General features: G+C 70.2%; 14 protein-coding genes and 1 pseudogene. 7 read left to right on the top strand and 8 right to left on the bottom strand.

The window, feature by feature from the left end; translation table 11 throughout:
* Positions 1-2: 2 nt before the first annotated feature.
* Positions 3-899: a trans-aconitate 2-methyltransferase gene (locus ABIE67_RS38730; RefSeq protein ID WP_370266215.1), complete on the bottom strand. Its 897-nt coding sequence runs from the start codon at positions 897-899 to the stop codon at positions 3-5.
* 136 nt (positions 900-1,035) lie between these two features.
* Between ABIE67_RS38730 and ABIE67_RS38725 the strand changes: the two genes are divergently transcribed.
* On the top strand, positions 1,036-1,806 hold the full coding sequence (locus ABIE67_RS38725) for a phytanoyl-CoA dioxygenase family protein (RefSeq protein ID WP_370266214.1): 771 nt from the start codon (positions 1,036-1,038) through the stop codon (positions 1,804-1,806).
* Positions 1,807-1,917: 111 nt separating this feature from the next.
* Here the strand turns inward: ABIE67_RS38725 and ABIE67_RS38720 are convergent, their stop codons facing one another.
* A complete protein-coding gene (locus ABIE67_RS38720; protein WP_370266212.1) occupies positions 1,918-3,639 on the bottom strand; it encodes a glycoside hydrolase family 6 protein in 1,722 nt (573 codons plus the stop codon).
* 366 nt (positions 3,640-4,005) lie between these two features.
* Here ABIE67_RS38720 and ABIE67_RS38715 point away from each other — a divergent pair, with 366 nt between their 5' ends.
* The gene (locus ABIE67_RS38715; RefSeq protein ID WP_370266211.1) at positions 4,006-6,921 is read left to right on the top strand and encodes a glycoside hydrolase family 48 protein; all 2,916 of its coding nucleotides are present in this window, start codon (positions 4,006-4,008) and stop codon (positions 6,919-6,921) included.
* A 245-nt stretch (positions 6,922-7,166) separates the two neighbouring features.
* A complete protein-coding gene (locus ABIE67_RS38710) occupies positions 7,167-9,824 on the top strand; it encodes a cellulose binding domain-containing protein (RefSeq protein ID WP_370266210.1) in 2,658 nt (885 codons plus the stop codon).
* Positions 9,825-9,881: 57 nt separating this feature from the next.
* On the opposite strand, the gene ABIE67_RS38705 is transcribed toward ABIE67_RS38710, so the two are convergent.
* The 3 genes and pseudogenes from ABIE67_RS38705 to ABIE67_RS38695 form a co-directional block, all read right to left on the bottom strand.
* Positions 9,882-10,481 (bottom strand): DUF4352 domain-containing protein, encoded by a 600-nt coding sequence (locus ABIE67_RS38705; protein ID WP_370266208.1) that lies wholly within the window; start codon positions 10,479-10,481, stop codon positions 9,882-9,884.
* A gap of 152 nt (positions 10,482-10,633) precedes the next feature.
* Positions 10,634-12,508 carry a rhamnogalacturonan lyase gene (locus ABIE67_RS38700; RefSeq protein ID WP_370266206.1) on the bottom strand — a complete coding sequence of 625 codons (1,875 nt, stop codon included), beginning with the start codon at positions 12,506-12,508 and terminating at the stop codon, positions 10,634-10,636.
* Between the two features lie 40 nt (positions 12,509-12,548).
* Positions 12,549-12,974: pseudogene (locus tag ABIE67_RS38695) on the bottom strand (helix-turn-helix transcriptional regulator); the annotation flags it as partial.
* A gap of 64 nt (positions 12,975-13,038) precedes the next feature.
* Here ABIE67_RS38695 and ABIE67_RS38690 point away from each other — a divergent pair.
* Entirely contained in the window at positions 13,039-13,551 is a 513-nt protein-coding gene (locus tag ABIE67_RS38690) for a hypothetical protein (protein ID WP_370266204.1), read from the top strand.
* On the opposite strand, the gene ABIE67_RS38685 is transcribed toward ABIE67_RS38690, so the two are convergent.
* From ABIE67_RS38685 to ABIE67_RS38675, 3 genes are all read right to left on the bottom strand, one after another.
* A complete protein-coding gene (locus ABIE67_RS38685; protein WP_370266203.1) occupies positions 13,520-14,263 on the bottom strand; it encodes a class I SAM-dependent methyltransferase in 744 nt (247 codons plus the stop codon). The genes ABIE67_RS38690 and ABIE67_RS38685 overlap by 32 nt on opposite strands.
* Before the next feature lie 5 nt (positions 14,264-14,268).
* Entirely contained in the window at positions 14,269-14,571 is a 303-nt protein-coding gene (locus ABIE67_RS38680; RefSeq protein ID WP_370266201.1) for a 4a-hydroxytetrahydrobiopterin dehydratase, read from the bottom strand.
* Between the two features lie 98 nt (positions 14,572-14,669).
* Complete coding sequence (locus ABIE67_RS38675) at positions 14,670-15,758, bottom strand: ADP-ribosylglycohydrolase family protein (RefSeq protein ID WP_370266200.1); 1,089 nt, start codon at positions 15,756-15,758, stop codon at positions 14,670-14,672.
* 30 nt (positions 15,759-15,788) lie between these two features.
* Between ABIE67_RS38675 and ABIE67_RS38670 the strand changes: the two genes are divergently transcribed.
* The 3 genes from ABIE67_RS38670 to ABIE67_RS38660 all read left to right on the top strand — a co-directional run bounded on the left by ABIE67_RS38670 (position 15,789) and on the right by ABIE67_RS38660 (position 18,560).
* A complete protein-coding gene (locus tag ABIE67_RS38670; protein WP_370266199.1) occupies positions 15,789-16,649 on the top strand; it encodes a helix-turn-helix domain-containing protein in 861 nt (286 codons plus the stop codon).
* Between the two features lie 99 nt (positions 16,650-16,748).
* Positions 16,749-17,612 (top strand): helix-turn-helix domain-containing protein, encoded by an 864-nt coding sequence (locus ABIE67_RS38665; RefSeq protein WP_370266198.1) that lies wholly within the window; start codon positions 16,749-16,751, stop codon positions 17,610-17,612.
* A gap of 132 nt (positions 17,613-17,744) precedes the next feature.
* Complete coding sequence (locus tag ABIE67_RS38660) at positions 17,745-18,560, top strand: SAM-dependent methyltransferase (RefSeq protein WP_370266196.1); 816 nt, start codon at positions 17,745-17,747, stop codon at positions 18,558-18,560.
* The last annotated feature ends 22 nt before the right edge of the window (positions 18,561-18,582 follow it).

Here is an 18,582-nt window from a genome sequence, read left to right as displayed (position 1 = left end):
GGTCAGGTGGTCGTCCGTACCGCCGTGTACACCGTCTGCGCCGCGAGCACGAACACATCCGGACGGTGGTACAGGCTCGCCTTGTCGTCCGGGTCGAGGAGGCGGTCGAGGGTCGCGCGGTCGTCGGCGTCGAGGCGCTCGTCGACGCCCTCGCGGATGCGGGTCAGGTGGGCGACGACGTAGGCGCGGGCGCGGTCCGTGGTGGGGGCGGGCAGGTCGAGGAGGAAGGTGCGGGTGCCGGTGGGCCGGAGGCCGGCGGCGGTGAGCAGGGCCGGCCAGTCCTCGGTCTCGGTGACGGAGCCGGGCAGGTCCGCGCGCATCGCGGCGAACCACTCCGCCTCCAGCGCGTCGAGCCGCGCCTGCAGCCCGGAGCGCCCGAAGCCGAGGTCGCGCGGCAGGAACCGGGCCGGCAGGCCGCCCTCCTGGAGGGCCAGCGTGCCGCCGTGCGTGAGGCGGGCGGCGAACGCGGCGAGCGCCGCCCGCTGGTCGCCGAGGTGGTGCAGGCTTCGGCCGGCCCAGAGCAGATCGGCGGGGTAGTCCAGGTCCTCCAGAACGTCCGGGAGTTCACCGGCGAGAGTGCCGAAGCGGTCGGCGACGCCCAGCCGCTCGGCGCGCGCCCGGGCCCGCTCCAGGAGCGGTGCGGATCCGTCCACGGCGACGATCCGGGCGCCGGGGAACGTGTCGGCGAGCAGACAGGCGACGACGCCGGGCCCGCTGCCCACGTCGACGACCAGCCCCGGCTCGGTCTGCCGCTTGGCCAGCCACGCCATGGCGTGCTCGTACAACGGCGTGAACAGCTCCGCCTGGGCCTCCAGCAGCGGGCCCATCTCCTCCCAGTCGACGTCCGTGTGGTCGTGCTGGTGCCTGTGCTGGTGGTTCTGGTGGTTCTCGTGCGCCATGGTGGTCCGCCTCTCGTCCGGATGCCGCAAGCCTGCTCCGGCGGATGGCCTCCGGGCCACTGTCCTTGCCGTAGCGGCAAAAACGGGGCAAGAAAATGGGGTGCGGCCTCGGACGTCCGTCGCCCACGATGGCCCGATGGACGACGAGATGGTCAGGCGCTTTCTGAATGACGGGTTCGTGAAGATCGAGGGCGCCTTTCCGCCGCGCGTCGCCGAGCACTGCGCACGGCTGCTGTGGCGGGAGACGGGGTACGACCGGGAGGACCCGGGCACCTGGAAGGACCCCGTGCACTGGGTGTACGACATGGCGCAGGGGCCGTTCGCGGCCGCCGTCAACACACCCGTGCTGCACGAGGCCTTCGATGCGCTGGTGGGTGAGGACCGCTGGCAGTCGCGGTACTCGCTGGGGAGTTTCCCGCTGCGGTTCCCGCACGAGGAGGAACCGGACGACGCGGGCTGGCACATCGAGGCCAGCTACACCCCCGAAGGCGCCGAGCAACCCCACACGAACGTGCGCTCGAAGGACCGTGCGCTGCTGATGCTGTTCCTGTTCAGCGAGGTCACCGAGGACGACGCGCCCACCCGCATCCGGGTCGGCTCACATCTCGACGTACCGCCGGTCCTGGCACCGTACGGCGAGACCGGCGCCTCCTTCCTGGAGCTCGGCCCGAAGGTCGCCGAAGCCTCCGCCCACCGCCCCCTCGCCCACGCCACCGGCAACCCCGGCGACGTCTACTTCTGCCACCCCTTCCTGGTCCACGCCGCCCAGCCCCACCACGGCACCCGGCCGCGCTTCATGGCCCAGCCGCCGCTGCACCCGACGGAGCCACTGGAGCTGGAGCGGGCCGACGGCAACTACTCGGCGGTGGAGTTCGCGATCCGCCGGGGTCTGGCCAGAGAGAACTGACCGAGCCCCGGCGGACCACAACGCCCTGAAGGGGCGCGGGACTGCATCTATATGCGGCTCCGCCGCGCGGGCGCGACCAGCCACAACGGACCCGCAGTCGCACTCACAGCACTACGACAACGGCGGGTACGCGTTCCGCATCAACTGCTGGAACTGCGCCGAGAACCAGTGCCCCGACAGCGGAGCGTCCGGCAGCGCACCGGACATGTTGTTGCCATTGCGCGGGTTGCCGGTGTACGTCGGGTCGCACATCCGGTCGAAGCCCTTGCCCTCATCGTTCGGGATCTCCTTGCTCGCACCGTCGGACTCGCCCGGAGGCTTGATCCAGACGTACGCGTCGATCCCGGCCGCCGGATTGGCCTGCGGCCGCTCACCCAGCCCGGCCCCGGACTGGTTGCACCAGTTGCCGACGTGGATACGGCGGTCGTAGCGGCCGCCGTTGACGTACGTGTCGACGTCGGTCATCGCGCCCGGACCGGCGGGCCGTGCGGAGCCGCCCCAACCGTTCCTGGACGTGTCGATCAGCATGCCGATACCGGAGTTGAACCCGGTCGTGACCAGCTGGTTGCGGAAGGCCTGCGCGAAGGACAGCTCGTCGGTGTAGCGGTTCCAGTCGACCCACTTGGACTCACGCACGGACTTGCCGCCCACGGAGTCGCCGATGGTGAAGTTGTTCTCCTTCAGGGCGCTGTAGTTCGCCGTGTTGGCGATGAAGCCGTGCACGTCGTTCACGGTGGCGCCCTCGGAGGTGGCGGCCTCCTTCATGACGGTGGCGCTGGCGGCGAAGTTGTCGTCCCAGCCGATCCAGCCGTGGTGGCCGGCGTCGATGTAGTTGTAGACGTTGACCACGTCACCGAGCTTGTTGAGGGCGTAGCCGACGCCCTTCTGGTAGTTCCCGTTGGCCTTCATCACGTCGCACTGCGGCGTGGCCGTCGGCCGGCTGCCGGTGTTGGTGACGAGGTTGGGCAGCGAGTCGATCTCGATCGTGGTGACGATCCGCAGCGCGGCGTACTTCGGGTCGGCGAGGATCGCGGCGATCGGGTCGATGTACTCGGTCTTGTAGCGGCCGAGCTCCGTCGGGCCGAGCTCACCGTTGGAGGCGAGGGCGGCACAGTCACGTCCCGGCAGGTTGTAGATGACCAGCTGGACGACGAGCTCGTTGGAACCCTTCTGGGTGAGGGCCTCGTCCAGGTGGTCGCGCAGGCTCATCCCGCCGTTGACACCGTTGATCGCGGCGATCCGGTCGAGCCAGACGCCGGTCGGCTGGTTGGCGATGCGGCTGCCGCCCGGCTCGGCGGCGGCCTTCGCGGACCACTCCGGGTTCACGTACACCTTGGCGCCGGAGTACGGGTTGTCGACCTTGGGGCCGGTCGGGCCCGGGTCCGGCGGATCCGTCGGTCCGCCGCTGCCGTCGTCGACGTTGCAGGTCACGCCGTCGAGGGTGAAGGTGGCCGGGAGGGCGTTGGTGCCGCTGTAGGAGCCCTGGAAGCCGAAGCTGACCGAACCGCCGGTCGACAGGGTTCCGTTGTAGGTCTCGTTGGTGGCGGTGACAGCGGCGCCGCTCTGGCTGATCTTCGCGTTCCAGCCGCTGGTGACCTTCTGGTTTCCGGCGTACGACCACTTCACCGACCAGCTGGACTTGGCGGAGCCCTGGTTGGTGACCGTCACGGCGGCGGTGAAGCCGGTGTCCCACTGGTTCTGCACCTTGTAGTCGACGGTGCAGGGGACGGCTGCCGTGCCGATGTCCTCGGGGGCGGCCGCGGCGAGCGCGGTCCCCGAGGCTCCGGCGACCAGCGCCAGGGCGGCGAGCATCGCGGTTCTGGTACGACTCATGAGTGCGGGTTCCTTCTTGGTTGCGGGTGCTGACGGTTCGTCCGTGCAGGGCGCGCAAGAGGCAAGGAGGAGGTGCCGGCGACGGCTAAAAGTACTGAACGCGGGGGGTGTCGCATGAGCGGCTCCTTGCAGATCAGCGCGCCGTGACGGACGCGTCGACTGATGGAATCGCTCCCACTGGTGTCAATGAAGCTAGCGCCAAGTGAGGGTAAAGGACAGAGGAGTTGCTGACTTTCCCTCAACTGAATCCGTCGAATCTTTTCGACTCTTCAAGCACCTTGACCCCTTGCACCCCCTTCCCCACTATGGGAGCGCTCCCACTGGTTCAAGCCTTGACTTCTCCGAGCCGCAAGGAGGAACCAGCACGTGCATCCCCCACGCAGAAGCAGAACCGCGCGACGGTTGTGGACCGCCGTCGTAGCGGCCCTGGCACTCCCCTTGACCATGCTGGGCACGGGTTCAACACCCGCCCAGGCGGCCGCAGTTCAGTGCAGTGTCGACTACCGGACCAATGACTGGGGCTCCGGCTTCACCGCGGATCTGACGATCACCAACCGCGGTACGGATGTCATCGACGGCTGGACCCTGACGTACAGCTACGCGGGCAACCAGAAGCTCGGCAACGGCTGGAACGGGACCTGGAGCCAGTCCGGCCAGTCGATCACCGTGAAGGACGCCGGCCACAACGCGCGGATCGCCGCCGGAGCCGCGGTGACCACGGGCGCGCAGTTCAGCTACAGCGGCAGCAACGCCGCCCCCACGAACTTCGCGATCAACGGCACCAGTTGTACCGGCGCCCACCAGCCCCCCATCACCGTGCTGACCAGCCCGGCGGCGGGCGCCGTCTACACCCTGGGCGACTCCGTCCCGCTCGCGGCCACCGCCGCGGCCGCGGACAACGCCACGATCAGCAAGGTGGAGTTCTACGACAACACCACGCTGCTGGGCACGGACACGACGGCGCCGTACTCGCTCTCGGTCTCAAGTTTGACCGTGGGCAGTCATTCGCTCCTCGCGAAGGCGTACGACAGCCTGGGCGCGTCCGCGGAGTCCACGCCGGTCGGCGTCACCGTCGCCTCGGGTCCCGCCGTGGTGGCCTCGCAGACCCAACTCCCGGTCCAGCAGGGCAAGACGGCGTCGTACGACATCAAGCTGTCGACCCAGCCGTCGGCCAACGTCACCGTCACCACCGCACGCGCGAGCGGCAACTCGGGCCTGTCGGTGACCGGCGGCGCCTCGCTCACCTTCACGCCCTCGAACTGGAACACGGCCCAGAAGGTGACCATCACCGCCGCCTCCTCCGGCACCGGCGCGGCGACCTTCGAGTCGACCGCCACCGGGCACGCGAAGGCGTCGGTCACGGTCACCCAGATCGCGGCGACGAAGGCGTACGACGCCCGCTTCCTGGAGCTGTACGGCAAGATCACCAACCCGGCGAACGGCTACTTCTCACCCGAGGGCATCCCCTACCACTCGGTGGAGACGCTGATCGTCGAGGCGCCGGACCACGGTCATGAGACCACGTCGGAGGCCTACAGCTACCTTCTCTGGTTGCAGGCTATGTACGGCAAGGTCACGGGCGACTGGACCAAGTTCAACGGCGCCTGGGAGATCATGGAGAAGTACATGATCCCGACCCACGCCGACCAGCCGACCAACTCCTTCTACAACGCCTCGAAGCCGGCGACCTACGCGCCCGAGCTGGACACCCCGAACGAGTACCCGGCGAAGCTCGACGCGTCGGTCTCGGTCGGCTCGGACCCGATCGCGGGCGAGCTGAAGAGCGCGTACGGCACGGACGACGTCTACGGCATGCACTGGCTCCAGGACGTCGACAACATCTACGGCTACGGCAACTCGCCGGGCAAGTGCGAGGCGGGGCCGTCGGACACCGGGCCGTCGTACATCAACACCTTCCAGCGCGGCGCGCAGGAGTCGGTGTGGGAGACGGTGCCGCAGCCGACCTGCGACGCCTTCAAGTACGGCGGGAAGAACGGCTACCTGGACCTCTTCACCGGTGACGCCTCCTACGCCAAGCAGTGGAAGTTCACCAACGCCCCGGACGCCGACGCGCGTGCGGTGCAGGCCGCGTACTGGGCCGACAAGTGGGCCGACGAGCAGGGCAAGGGCGCCCAGATCTCCGCGACCGTGGCCAAGGCCGCGAAGATGGGTGACTACCTGCGCTACGCGATGTACGACAAGTACTTCAAGAAGGTCGGCAACTGTGTGGGCGCCTCGTCCTGCCCGGCGGGCACCGGCAAGGACGCCTCGCACTACCTGCTGTCCTGGTACTACGCCTGGGGCGGCGCCACCGACACCTCGGCGGGCTGGGCCTGGCGCATCGGCTCCAGTCACGCGCACGGCGGCTACCAGAACCCGATGGCCGCTTATGCCCTCGCCAACTACGCCGACCTGAAGCCCAAGTCGGCGACCGGACAGGCGGACTGGGCCAAGTCGCTGGAACGACAGGTCGAGTTCTACCGCTGGCTGCAGTCCAGCGAGGGCGCGATCGCGGGCGGTGCGACCAACAGCTGGGCGGGCCGGTACGCGACGCCGCCGGCCGGGAAGTCCACGTTCTACGGCATGTACTACGACCAGCAGCCCGTCTACCACGACCCGCCGTCCAACCAGTGGTTCGGCTTCCAGGCGTGGTCGATGGAGCGGGTGGCCGAGTACTACCAGCAGACCGGGAACGCGACCGCGAAGGCCGTCCTCGACAAGTGGGTCGACTGGGCGCTGTCCGAGACGACCGTCAACCCGGACGGTACGTACCGGATCCCGTCGACGCTTCAGTGGTCGGGGCAGCCCGACACCTGGAACGCGTCAAGTCCGGGCGCGAACAACGGACTTCATGTCACCGTCGCCGACTACACCAATGACGTCGGTGTGGCGGCCGCGTACGCCAAGACCCTGACGTACTACGCCGACCGCTCCGGTGACACGGCTGCCGCGACGACGGCGAAGGCGTTGCTGGACGGCATGTGGGACAACTACCAGGACGACCTCGGTATCGCCGTCCCGGAGACCCGCGCCGACTACAACCGCTTCGACGACGGGATCTACGTCCCGAGCGGCTGGACCGGCACCATGCCGAACGGCGACGCGATCAACTCGTCGTCGACCTTCGACTCGATCCGCTCGTTCTACGAGGACGACCCGGCCTGGTCGAAGATCGAGGCGTATCTCGCGGGCGGTGCGGCACCGTCGTTCACGTATCACCGGTTCTGGGCCCAGGCGGACATCGCGCTTGCCATGGGCTCGTACGCGGAGCTCCTCGAATGACCAGCCCCCGCTAGGGCGCTCCGCGGGAGGGGCCGCGTTCGACTGCGGGTCCGCTGTGGCTGGTCGCGCCCACGCGGCGGAGCCGCACATGGATGCAGTCCCGCGCCCCTTGGGGCGTCACCGCCCCGTCGGCCGGGCGGTCCCCACCCGCACTGGGGATCGCCCGGCCGTCTTCGCCCCCAACGGAAAGCGCTTTCCCCATGTCACTTCCATCCCCCACCCGCACCCCGGAGAGGACCCCCACCGTGCGAAGAACCCGCATCCTCACCGCCGCGCTGGCCCTCGCGGCCGGGCTGCTCGCGGGCACCCCGCCCGCACTCGCCGCCCCTGCCACGCAGAAGGTGTCGATCGCCGCCGACACCTACACCTGGAAGAACGCCCGTATCGACGGCGGCGGTTTCGTCCCCGGCATCGTCTTCAACCGAAAGGAGAAGAACCTCGCCTACGCCCGTACCGACATCGGCGGCGCCTACCGCTGGCAGGAGTCGTCGAAGACCTGGACGCCGCTGCAGGACTCGGTCGGCTGGGACGACTGGGGGCACACCGGTGTGGTGAGCCTGGCGTCCGACTCCGTGGACCCGGACCGGGTGTACGCGGCGGTCGGGACGTACACGAACAGCTGGGACCCGAAGAACGGCGCGGTCATGCGCTCCTCCGACCGGGGCGCGAGCTGGCAGAAGACGGAGCTGCCGTTCAAGGTGGGCGGCAACATGCCGGGCCGTGGCATGGGTGAGCGGCTGGCGGTCGACCCCAACAAGAACAGCGTGCTGTATCTGGGCGCGCCCAGCGGCAAGGGGCTGTGGCGGTCGACGGACTCCGGGGTGACCTGGTCGCAGGTGGCGAACTTCCCCAACGTCGGCAACTACGTGCAGGATCCGAGCGACACCAGCGGGTACGCCAGCGACAACCAGGGCCTCGTCTGGGTCACGTTCGACGAGTCCACGGGGACGTCCGGGAACGCCACGAAGACCATCTACGTGGGGGTCGCCGACAAGGACAACGCCGTCTATCGGTCGACCGACGCGGGCGCGACCTGGTCGCGGGTCGCCGGGCAGCCGACGGGATACCTGGCCCACAAGGGTGTCCTGGACGCGTCGAACGGCTACCTCTACCTCGCCTACAGCGACAAGGGCGGCCCGTACGACGGCGGCAAGGGCCGGCTGTGGCGCTACGCGACGGCGACCGGCACCTGGACCGACATCAGCCCGGTCGCCGAGGCCGACACCTACTACGGCTTCGCGGGCCTGACCGTCGACCGGCAGAAGCCCGGCACGGTGATGGCGACGGCGTACAGCTCCTGGTGGCCGGACACCCAGATCTTCCGCTCAACGGACAGCGGCGGAACCTGGACGAAGGCGTGGGACTACACGTCGTACCCCAACCGCGCCAACCGCTACACGATGGACGTCTCGTCGTCGCCGTGGCTGACCTGGGGCGCGAATCCGTCACCGCCCGAGCAGACGCCGAAACTGGGCTGGATGACCGAGGCCTTGGAGATCGACCCGTTCAACTCCAACCGGATGATGTACGGGACGGGCGCGACGATCTACGGCACCGAGGACCTGACGAAGTGGGACAGCGGAAGCCAGTTCACGATCAAGCCGATGGTGCAGGGCCTGGAGGAGACGGCGGTCAACGACCTCGCCTCTCCCCCGTCGGGCGCCCCGCTCCTGAGCGCCCTCGGTGATATCGGCGGCTTCCGGCACACGGACCTCACCAAGGTCCCCTCGATGATGTTCACCCAGCCGAACTTCACCACGACCACCAGCCTGGACTTCGCCGAGACGAACCCCGACACGGTGGTCCGGGTCGGCAACCTGGACTCGGGCCCGCACATCGCGTTCTCGACGGACAACGGCGCCAACTGGTTCGCGGGGACGGACCCGTCGGGCGTGAGCGGCGGCGGTACGGTCGCGGCGGCGGCGGACGGCAGCCGGTTCGTGTGGAGCCCCGCCGGCACGGGCGTGCAGTACACGACGGGGTTCGGCAACTCCTGGCAGGCGTCGAGCGGGATCCCCGCCGGGGCGATCGTCGAGTCCGACCGGGTCGACCCGAAGACCTTCTACGGCTTCAAGTCCGGGAAGTTCTACGTCAGTTCGGACGGCGGCGCGACCTTCTCCGCGTCCTCGGCGGCCGGGCTGCCGAGCGGTGACAGCGTCCGCTTCAAGGCGCTGCCCGGCGTGAAGGGTGACGTCTGGCTGGCGGGCGGCGCCACGGACGGAGCGTACGGCCTGTGGCACTCGACCGACGGGGGCGCGAGCTTCACGAAACTCTCGAACGTCGAGCAAGCCGACGCCATCGGCTTCGGCAAGGCGGCGACGGATGCTTCGTACCAGGCCCTCTACACCAGCGCGAAGATCGGCGGCGTCCGCGGCATCTTCCGCTCCGTCGACAAGGGCGTCACCTGGACCCGCGTCAACGACGACGCCCACCAGTGGGGTTGGACGGGTGCGGCGATCACGGGTGACCCCCGGGTGTACGGGCGGGTCTACGTGGCAACGAACGGCCGGGGCGTCATCTACGGCGACACGGCCGGCGGCGGCACAACAGACCCCGACCCGGATCCGGACCCGACGCCGACCGGCGCCTGCACCGTGACGTACAAGGTCACCAACCAGTGGTCGGGCGGTTTCCAGGCGGACGTCCAGCTGTCCAACACCGGTTCCAGTGCCTGGAGTGGCTGGTCCCTCGGCTGGACCTTCGCGGACGGGCAGCGGATCACACAGGTGTGGAACGCCGACCCTACGCAGTCGGGCTCGGCGGTGACCGCGAAGAACGTGGGCTGGAACGGCAGCGTGGCGGCCGGCTCGTCCGTGAGCTTCGGATTCACGGGAAGCTGGTCGGGAACGAACGCGAAACCGACCGCCTTCAAGCTGGGTGACCAGAGCTGCGCGGTGAGTTGAGCCGAGCGAGCCCGAGGGCGCGTGCCGTTCGCCGGTACGCGCCCTCGGTGCTGTCGCCTACAGCTGCCACTCCCCGATCTGCTCGGCGAAGCCCGAGTCCATCCCGAACGTCACGGTGGCCACCTTCGACGCCTTCGGCACCTCGAACACGATCCAGCCCAACGCCTTCCCTCCGGGCTTCAGCCGGACGTCCGACGACATGGACGGACCGGCCGTGATGTCGGCGATGACGGTCCCGAACTGCTGGCCCTGGTCATCGGCCATCTTCGCGCCGTTGATGGGAGCGTCGGAGTAGACCTTGGTGCCGGTGTTGACGAGCTGGAACTGCACGCCGATCCACCGGTTGCCGGACTCGGGGGCGAAGAACTCGTCACTGGACTTGGCGTTGTCGGCGACCTTGACGACCGTGACGTCGAGTCCGCTGCCGCTCTCCATGCCCTTGAGCGCGAGCGTGTCACCGACCTTGGCGACCTCGGGCGCGGCACTGCTCTTCTCGGCGGCCGGCTCCTTCTCGTTGCCGCCTGCAGTGGCGGAGGCCTTCGCCTTCGGCTTGTCGACGACCTCGTCGCCGGAGCCGGAACCACAGGCGGTCAGGCCGAGCGCGGCGACGGCGACGGCCGCGGTGGCGGCGAGACGTATGCGGGTGTGGTGGACCATGTTCTCCCCAGATTTCGGTGGTACGCATGTGAAGGACACGTAAAGAACCCGCATGGTTGTACGGATCACCGAAAAGTTCCGGGGCGGCAAAGCAACCTGGCAGCCCGTTATGACGTCCGGGCTGCCGGGCCGTTAGAGATGGCCGCCGACGCTCAGGGCGTGTAGACGGTGGGCCGGGGCGCCGTCGGCATCCCGTTGCCGATAAAGAAGCTCGGGTGCGGGGGCTGGTTGTAGGCGGTGTTCTGCCAGGCCAGGCCCGTGCGGTACATCGGGTCGTGGAGGAGGGTCGTGATCCTGGTGGTCGTCTCGTACGGGGTCGAGTAGATCCTCAGGGCCGTGTTGCCGCTGGTGCGCCAGATGACCTCCTCGCGCCAGTCGCCGAGGATGTCGCCGGACAGCACGGGGGTGGCCTTGGTGCTGTTGTTGGAGGAGACGCCGGAGCCGGTGAGGAGGCGGGTGTCGGAGGACGTGCCGTATTTGTCGATGCGGGTGCCGTCGAGGAGTTCGCGGACCGGGTCGCCGTCCCACCAGGACAGGAAGTTGACGGAGGACGGCTCACGGCCCTTGGTGGCGCCGGCCTCGTCGCGGATGGAGGTATCGGAGGCGGACCACACCTCGGCGCCGTCTTTGCCGGCCCAGATGTCCCCGGCGACTCCGCGGCCGTTGTCGCAGCAGGCGGCGAGGGACCAGTTCACGGTGCCGTTCGCGGGGTTGATGTACAGCTCGGCCGGCTGGCCGGTCGACTCCGAGACCTTGAAGTACTCCAGTCCCGCGCGCGACGGGTCCAGGTCGCCGAGGTGCTGGGCGTCGCCGTGTCCTGTCCTGGTGGTCCACAGGCCGTTGCCGTTGTCGTCGACGGCCATCGCGCCGTAGACGATCTCGTCCTTGCCGTCGCCGTCGACGTCCCCGACGGAGAGGCTGTGCGAGCCCTGGCCGTCGAATCCCTTGCCGCTGTTGGTGGAGGAGTTGGTGTCGAAGGTCCAGCGGCGCGTGAAGCTGCCGCCTCGCCAGTCCCAGGCGGCGATCACCGTACGGGTGTAGTAGCCGCGGGCCATGATGAGGGAGGGTCGGGAGCCGTCCAGGTAGGCGGTGCCGGCGAGGAAGCGGTCGGCGCGGTTGCCGTACGAGTCGCCCCAGGACGACACGGTGCCGCGCGCCGGGACGTAGTCGACCGTCCCCATCGCCTTGCCGGTCTGCCCGTTGAACATGGTCAGGTACTCGGGCCCGGAGAGGATGTAGCCGGACGAGTTCCGATGGTCGGCCGATGAACTGCCGATCACCGCGCCGGTGCCGTCCTTCGTGCCGTCGGCCGTCTTCATGGCGATCTCGGCCTTGCCGTCGCCGTCGTAGTCGTACACCTGGAACTGCGTGTAGTGCGCGCCCGAGCGGATGTTGCGGCCCAGGTCGATACGCCACAGCCGGGTGCCGTCGAGCTTGATGCCGTCGACGATCGTGTTGCCGGTGTAGCCGGACTGGGAGTTGTCCTTGGCGTTGGTGGGCTGCCACTTCAGGACGATGTCCAGGGCGCCGTCGCCGTCGAGGTCGCCGACGGAGGCGTCGTTGGCCTCGTAGGTGTACGCGACTCCGTCGGGCGTCGTGCCGCCGGCGGGCGGGCTGATCGGGACGTCCTTGTACCCCGTGCGGAACTGGACGGCGTGCACCGAGTCGCCCTGTTCCACGCCGTTCACGATCGCGCGGATCGTGTAGTCGGCCTGTTCGGGGGCGCCGGAGTGGAAGTAGTTCGTGGCGCCGGTGACCGGGGTCGCGTTGACCTTCGTGCCGGCCCGGTAGACGTTGAAGGAGACGTTGTCCGGGTCGGTGCCGAGCCAGCGCCAGCTGACCAGGTTGCCGCTCGACGTGTGGACGCTGACCACGCCCCGGTCGAGCGCCTCGACCTGACGGGCGGTGGCGGCCTCCGCCGTGCCGGCGCTGTTCAGGGTGGTGAGCCCGGCGGCGACCAGGGCGGCGGTGGCGAGCGACGCGGAGAGAGCGGCGCGGCGTCTGCGGTGCTTGCGCGGGTGCTGCACGTGACGTACCTCCTCGGGAGGACGGACGGGTTCCGTACCCTCAGTCGCCGCCGTGCGTACGTAAGTTGCCGTATCTCTCGGCCAGTTCGGCCACCGTCCGGGCGATCCTCTCGCGCAGCTCGGGCGGTTCGAGCACCTCGACGCCGGCGCCCAGGCGCAGGAACTCGGCGTGGGCGTGGTCGACGGACTCGATGGGGACGGTGACCGTCGTCCAACCGTCCCTCTCCGTACGGTGGTTGGCCGCGCGGTCGAGAGTCACTCCGGGAGCCAGCCGCACCACCGCCTCCCGGCGGTACAGCCGGTCGTGGAAGTCGCGCTGGTACGCCCTCCAGTACGCGGCCAGATCGAAGTCGTGGGGGCGAGCGAACTCCTCGTCGGCGGGCGTGGGTCGGAGGATCTGGTCGACGCGGTAGGTGCGGGGTCCGGGACCCGCGACGACGTACCAGCGCCCCGCCTTGAGGACGAGTCAGTGAAGGCCGGCCGACACCGCTGGCCGATTCCCTGCCCGAAGGAACCACAGGAGACCGCACATGAGCAGCCCGCACGACTTCGCCTTCTTCCACGGCGAGTGGGAGGTCCTCGACCGCCGCCGCACCGACTTCCTCGACCCGGGCAGCGGCTGGGAGGAGTTCCCGGCCACCAGCCGCTGCCAACCGCTGTTCGACGGGGCCGCGAACCTCGACGAGATCGACATGCCGCACCTCTCTGCGAAGGGCGCGACGCTGCGGCTCTTCGCCCCGGAGACCGGGCGGTGGTCGCTGAACTGGGCCTCCAGCGTCAGCGGGACGCTGTTCCCGCCGGTCTTCGGCCGGTTCGAGGGCGGGCGCGGGGAGTTCTACGGAGACGACACCTTCCCCCACTCTCGGCTTCGCTCGAGCGGGGGGACCCCCATCGGGAAGGACGTACGGGTGCGGTTCGTCTGGTCGGGCATCTCCGCGACGTCGGCCCGCTGGGAGCAGGCGTTCTCACTCGACGACGGGCGGACCTGGCTGACGAACTGGACCATGGAGTTCACTCGGGCTTCAGAAACGCCCGCAGGCTGAACACCGGGTGCGGACGGGGCCGGTCCTGGTCCGGCAGCTCCGCCAGGCGGGCGGCGAATCCGTCGGCGAGCGCGCCGCCGGGCGGCAGGGCGACGAACCAGCCGCGGCGCAGGTCGGCGACCGTGCGGCGTGGGCTGCGGCCCTGGCCGTGTCCCGCGAAACGGGCCTGCCCGGCCGGGACCAGGCCGTGGGCGAGGGCGTACGCCTCCACGAGTGCCGCCTGGTCCCGGGCCGGGCGGCGCGGACGGGAGGCCATGACGGCATCGATGTCACTGCCGACGTTGTGGGCGGCGGCCTTGTCGACCGTGGTGACGTACACCCCGCCGGGCCGCAGGACCCGGGCGCACTCGCCCACGGTGGTGCGCACGTCCTCGGCGGTCCGGGCCAGGTGCAGCAGCCACACGCTGCTGACGGCGTCGAAGCGGCCGTCCCCGAACGGCAGCCGGCGGCTGTCGGCGAGGACGACGGAGCCGGGCAGCCGGGCGGCGGCCTGCCGGGCCATGGCGGGAGCCCGATCGACGCCGGTCACGCTCAGGCCGTCGCGCGCGGCGGCGAGCCGCCGGGTGACGATGCCGGTGCCGCAGGCGACGTCGAGCAGGCGCCGCGTCCCGGCCGGCAGGAGCCCGAGCACCGCCTCCGCCGCGGCCGCCGCCCTGGGCTCACCACCGCGCGAGGCGTCGTAACGCTCCGCTTCCTTGTCGTAGTCCAGCACACCTTTCAGCTTGCCCCGTGACCAGGCGCGAGATCCTCGATCCGGCGGGCGAGTGCGAAGTCCCGCTCGGTCACGGCGCTCACGGTGTGGGTGTTCACGGTGAGGGAGATCGTGTTGTAGCCGAGGGTGAGGTCGGAGTGGTGGTCGAGCTCCTCCTGGACCTGGGCGATGTGCACGACCATCGCCGTGGCCGCGAAGTGCGAGGGGAGCCGGTAGGAGCGGGCGATGCGGTCGCCGTCCAGCGACCAGCCCGGCAGTTCCGCGAGCCGGTCCTCGATCTCCTTCTGCGACAGCGGTTCGAGGGGCATGGCCTCGCTCCTTCCTGAACGGGAGGGCTATGGGGGGTTCGTCTTCAGACTGCCACAGCCGGGGCGCGGCGGCCCTGGTCAGAGGGGTGCCCGGTGGGTCAGCGGCGGACACCTTCGGCCGCCAGATCGTCGGCGAGCGCGGCGATCTGCGCCCGGCCCTCGACCTGCTCCACCCACTCGTGCGGGAGGCCGAGGTCGCCGTACCGGGCGCCCAGCAGGTTTCCGCAGATGGAGCCGGTGGAGTCGCTGTCGCCGGAGTGGTTGACGGACAGCAGCAGGGCGTCCCGCACGGTGGGCGTGACGAGCGCGCAGTACGCGCCGATGGCGAGGGCCTGCTCGGCGACCCAGCCTTCCCCCAGGGACTCGACCTTCTCCGCGCTCGGCGCGCCTTCTGCCGCCAGGTCGAGGGCCTCGGTGAGTGCGGCCGAGGTCTCCTCGTGGCCGGGGTGGCGCTTCAGCAGCCGCAGGGTGCGCAGGACCGCGCCTTCCAGGGACTCCCCGGCGAGGAGGTGTGCCACAATCGCGGCCAGCGCGCCGGCCGCGTAGTAGCCGGTGGGGTGACCGTGGGTGATCTGGGCGGCGCGGGCGGCCATGGCGAAGGCCGGGTCGGCGGTGTTCAGCAGGCCGAAGGGCGCCGAGCGCATCACCGCGCCGCAGCCCTTGGAGTCGGGGTTGACCTCGCCGGGCCTGCCGTCGAGGGTGAGCGACGGGTCGGGCGCGTACATCTGAGCCACCCCGGACACACAGGCGTTGCCCGGCGCGCGGCGGGCGTACAGCCAGGCCTGGGTGATGAGCCCGCCCTCGGGGGCGCCGCTCTGCGGCGGTGCGGCGTGCTCCGGGCCGGGGTGGCGCTGGGTCTCCAGCCAGCGCTCGTACGCCCAGCGCACCAGCAGGGCCCACCCGCCGCCGATGCCCTTCAGCCGCTCGCGCCGGTGGGCCTGGATGAGCCCCTCGGCGGTGAAGAGGGTCATCTGCGTGTCGTCACTGATCCGGGCCACGTCACTGTCACCGGCGAAGACCGGCCCGGTCACCCCGCGCTCGCCGTGAGCCGCGCGGATCCGCTCCAGCGAGCTGAACTCGACCGGGTAGCCGAGGGCGTCACCGAGGGCCCCGCCGAGCAGACAGCCACGCACTCGGGCGCGGTACATGGCCTCTCCCACCAGGGACGACGTCCAGGGCTCAGTCATCACGCGCACTCCTCGACTACGGTCGTACTCATGACCATTGTCCCGTCCGCAGACGCCACGCCCGCCACCGGCCCCACCGACGGGAAAGTAACGACGGGGCCCGCGGGCGTGGGCCCCCTGCTGCGGGCCTGGCGGGTGCAACGGCGGGTCAGCCAGCTGGAGTTGGCGCTGCGGGCCGACTCCTCGGCGCGGCACATCAGCTTCATCGAGACGGGCCGTTCCCGGCCGAGCGAGGAGATGGTGCTGAGGCTGGCCGAGCATCTGGACGTGCCGGTGCGGGAGCGCAACGCGCTGCTGCTGGCCGCCGGCTACGCCCCGCGCTACCCGGAGACCCCGCTGGACGACCCGGCGCTGGACGCGCTCCGCGCGGGCATGGAGCAGCTGATCCAGGGCTACGAGCCCTATCCGGCCCTCGTGGTGGACGCCATGTACGACGTCCACGCGGCCAACCGGGGCGTCCTGATGCTGCTCGACGGCATCCCCGAGCACCTCCTGGAACCCCCGCTCAACGCGATGCGCCTGACCCTGCACCCGGAGGGCCTCGCACCGCGCATCCGCAACCTGCGGGAATGGCGCGGGCATCTGCTCGCCCAGATGGAACGACAGATCGCCCTGCACCGCTCCGAGCCGCTGCGGAAGCTGTACGAGGAGGTGGCGGCCTATCCGGTGCCGGAGGAGTCACCGTCCCGCGGGACCGCCGAACCGGCCGAGCCCGTCCCGTACTTCGCGCTGCCGTTGCGGATCGAGCACGACGGTCGCGTCCTGTCCTTCATCTCCTCCATCTCCACCTTCAACACCCCCATGGACGTGACCGTCGCCGAGCTGGCCATCGAGACCCTCCTCCCGGCCGACCCGGCGACGGTCAAGTACCTTCAGTCACTGCTGCCCTGACGGCGACCGGCCCCAGCCCTTGGCCCCGCCCCCCTGTGCGGACCCCCGGAACATGGCACACTGCACCCCGTACTTTCGGCGCGTAGGGGAGGGCGTGGCGTGAGTGAACGGCGGCCCGCGCCCACCGTGGGCCAGGTGGTACTCGGCAAGCGCCTCCAGGAGCTGCGCGAGGCAGCGGGACTGGGACGCGACGAGGCCGGACGCGTGCTGCGGGTGGCCCCGGCGACCGTACGCCGGATGGAGACGGCCGAGGTCGCCCTGAAGATCCCGTACGTGCAGGTCCTGCTGGAGACGTACGGCGTCCCGGAGGGCGAGGCGGCCGACTTCGTCACCCTGGCCGAGGAGGCCAACCAGCCGGGCTGGTGGCAGCGCTTCCATGACGTGCTGCCGGACTGGTTCAGCCTGTACGTCAGTCTGGAGGGCGCCGCCCGCATCGTCCGCTCCTACGAGCCGCACTTCGTGCCCGGTCTGCTGCAGACCGAGGACTACGCGCGTGCCGTACTGGAGGCCGGGACCATCGGGCAGACCGGGCCCGAGAGCATAGAGCGGCATGTGTCGCTGCGCATGGAACGGCAACGGCTCCTGGAGCGCCCCGACCCGCCGCACCTGTGGGTGATCATGGACGAGACGGTGCTGCGCCGTCCCGTGAGCATCCGCGGTGCGGTGATGCGGGACCAGATGGACAAGCTCCTGGAGTTCGCCGAGCGCGACCGCGTCACGCTGCAGGTCGCCGAGTTCGCCTCCGGCCCGCACCCGGGGACGTACGCGCCCTTCACCCTGTTCCGCTTCGGCGAGCCCGAGCTGCCCGACATGGTCTACACGGAGTACCTGACCGGCGCCCTGTATCTGGACTCCCGTCAGGAGGTCGCCACGCATCTGGAGGTCCTGGACCACATGTCGACGGCCGCCGCGTCGGCCGAGCGCACGAAGAAGATCCTCCGGGAGCGCCGCGAGGAGTTCTGAGCTGCGAGATCCTCCGCGCCGCGAGGACTTCCGCGCCGCGAACACTGCCGCGCGGCGTGCGGCAACCTTTCCCGCCCCCGGGTACGACCTACCTGTCCACGACCGCAGACGAGCCCGAGGAGAACACCCCGCATGACCGGATCCGATGCCGTGCCCGCCCGTATCGACACCAGCCGGCCGCATCCGGCCCGGGTGTACGACTGGTGGCTGGGCGGCAAGGACAACTACCCGGTGGACGAGGAACTGGCCCGCAGGATTCTCGCCGTGGACAGCAGCGCGGTCCGCGGGGCACGCGCCAACCGCCGGTTCATGCACCGGGCCGTCGCCACGGTCGCCGAGGCCGGCGTCCGGCAGTTCCTGGACATCGGCACGGGCATCCCCACCGAACCCAATCTGCACCAGGTGGCGCAGGGCGTGGCCCCGCAGGCGAGGGTGGTGTACGCGGACAACGATCCGATCGTCCTGCGCCACGCGCAGGCGCTGCTGCACGGCTCCGCCGAGGGCACCACCGCCTATGTGCACGCGGACGTCCGCGACATCGACGCGCTGCTCGCCCGGGCCGGCGAGTCCCTGGACTTCGGTGCGCCCATCGCGTTGTCCCTGGTGGCGCTGACCCACTATCTGGGCGACGAGCGGGACGGCGACGACGTCTACGGCCTGCTGGCGAAGTACGTGGCCGCGCTCGCGCCCGGCAGCCATCTGATCCTGTCGCAGGTGACCCCCGATCTGAACCCCGCCGCGATCGACAAGGCCGCCGAGCACTTCCGGCGCAGCGGCACCCCCTTCCACCCCCGCTCGCTCGCCGAGTTCTCCCGCTTCTTCGAGGGCCTGGAGCTGCTCGGCCCCGGGGTGATCCCGGTGTCCGGCTGGCGTCCGGGGCCGGAGGACGTGGCGGCCCAGGCGGAGGGCATCGTGCCCGTGTACGCGGGGGTCGCCCGCAAGGTCTGACCGCGGGGTCCGGCCGCGGGCC

The organism is Streptomyces sp. V4I8 (assembly GCF_041261225.1).
Taxonomy (GTDB): Bacteria; Actinomycetota; Actinomycetes; order Streptomycetales; family Streptomycetaceae; genus Streptomyces.
Note: the sequence above shows the minus strand (reverse complement) of the source record. Positions and strands in the feature narration are given on the sequence as shown.

What these genes read in the sequence shown, in the direction of transcription:
- ABIE67_RS38730 (WP_370266215.1), bottom strand. Translation starts at nt 899, where the DNA reads ATGGCGCACGAGAACCACCAGAACCACCAGCACAGGCACCAGCACGAC.
- ABIE67_RS38725 (WP_370266214.1), top strand. Translation starts at nt 1,036, where the DNA reads ATGGACGACGAGATGGTCAGGCGCTTTCTGAATGACGGGTTCGTGAAG.
- ABIE67_RS38720 (WP_370266212.1), bottom strand. Translation starts at nt 3,639, where the DNA reads ATGAGTCGTACCAGAACCGCGATGCTCGCCGCCCTGGCGCTGGTCGCC.
- ABIE67_RS38705 (WP_370266208.1), bottom strand. Translation starts at nt 10,481, where the DNA reads ATGGTCCACCACACCCGCATACGTCTCGCCGCCACCGCGGCCGTCGCC.
- ABIE67_RS38690 (WP_370266204.1), top strand. Translation starts at nt 13,039, where the DNA reads ATGAGCAGCCCGCACGACTTCGCCTTCTTCCACGGCGAGTGGGAGGTC.
- ABIE67_RS38680 (WP_370266201.1), bottom strand. Translation starts at nt 14,571, where the DNA reads ATGCCCCTCGAACCGCTGTCGCAGAAGGAGATCGAGGACCGGCTCGCG.
- ABIE67_RS38675 (WP_370266200.1), bottom strand. Translation starts at nt 15,758, where the DNA reads ATGACTGAGCCCTGGACGTCGTCCCTGGTGGGAGAGGCCATGTACCGC.
- ABIE67_RS38670 (WP_370266199.1), top strand. Translation starts at nt 15,789, where the DNA reads ATGACCATTGTCCCGTCCGCAGACGCCACGCCCGCCACCGGCCCCACC.
- ABIE67_RS38660 (WP_370266196.1), top strand. Translation starts at nt 17,745, where the DNA reads ATGACCGGATCCGATGCCGTGCCCGCCCGTATCGACACCAGCCGGCCG.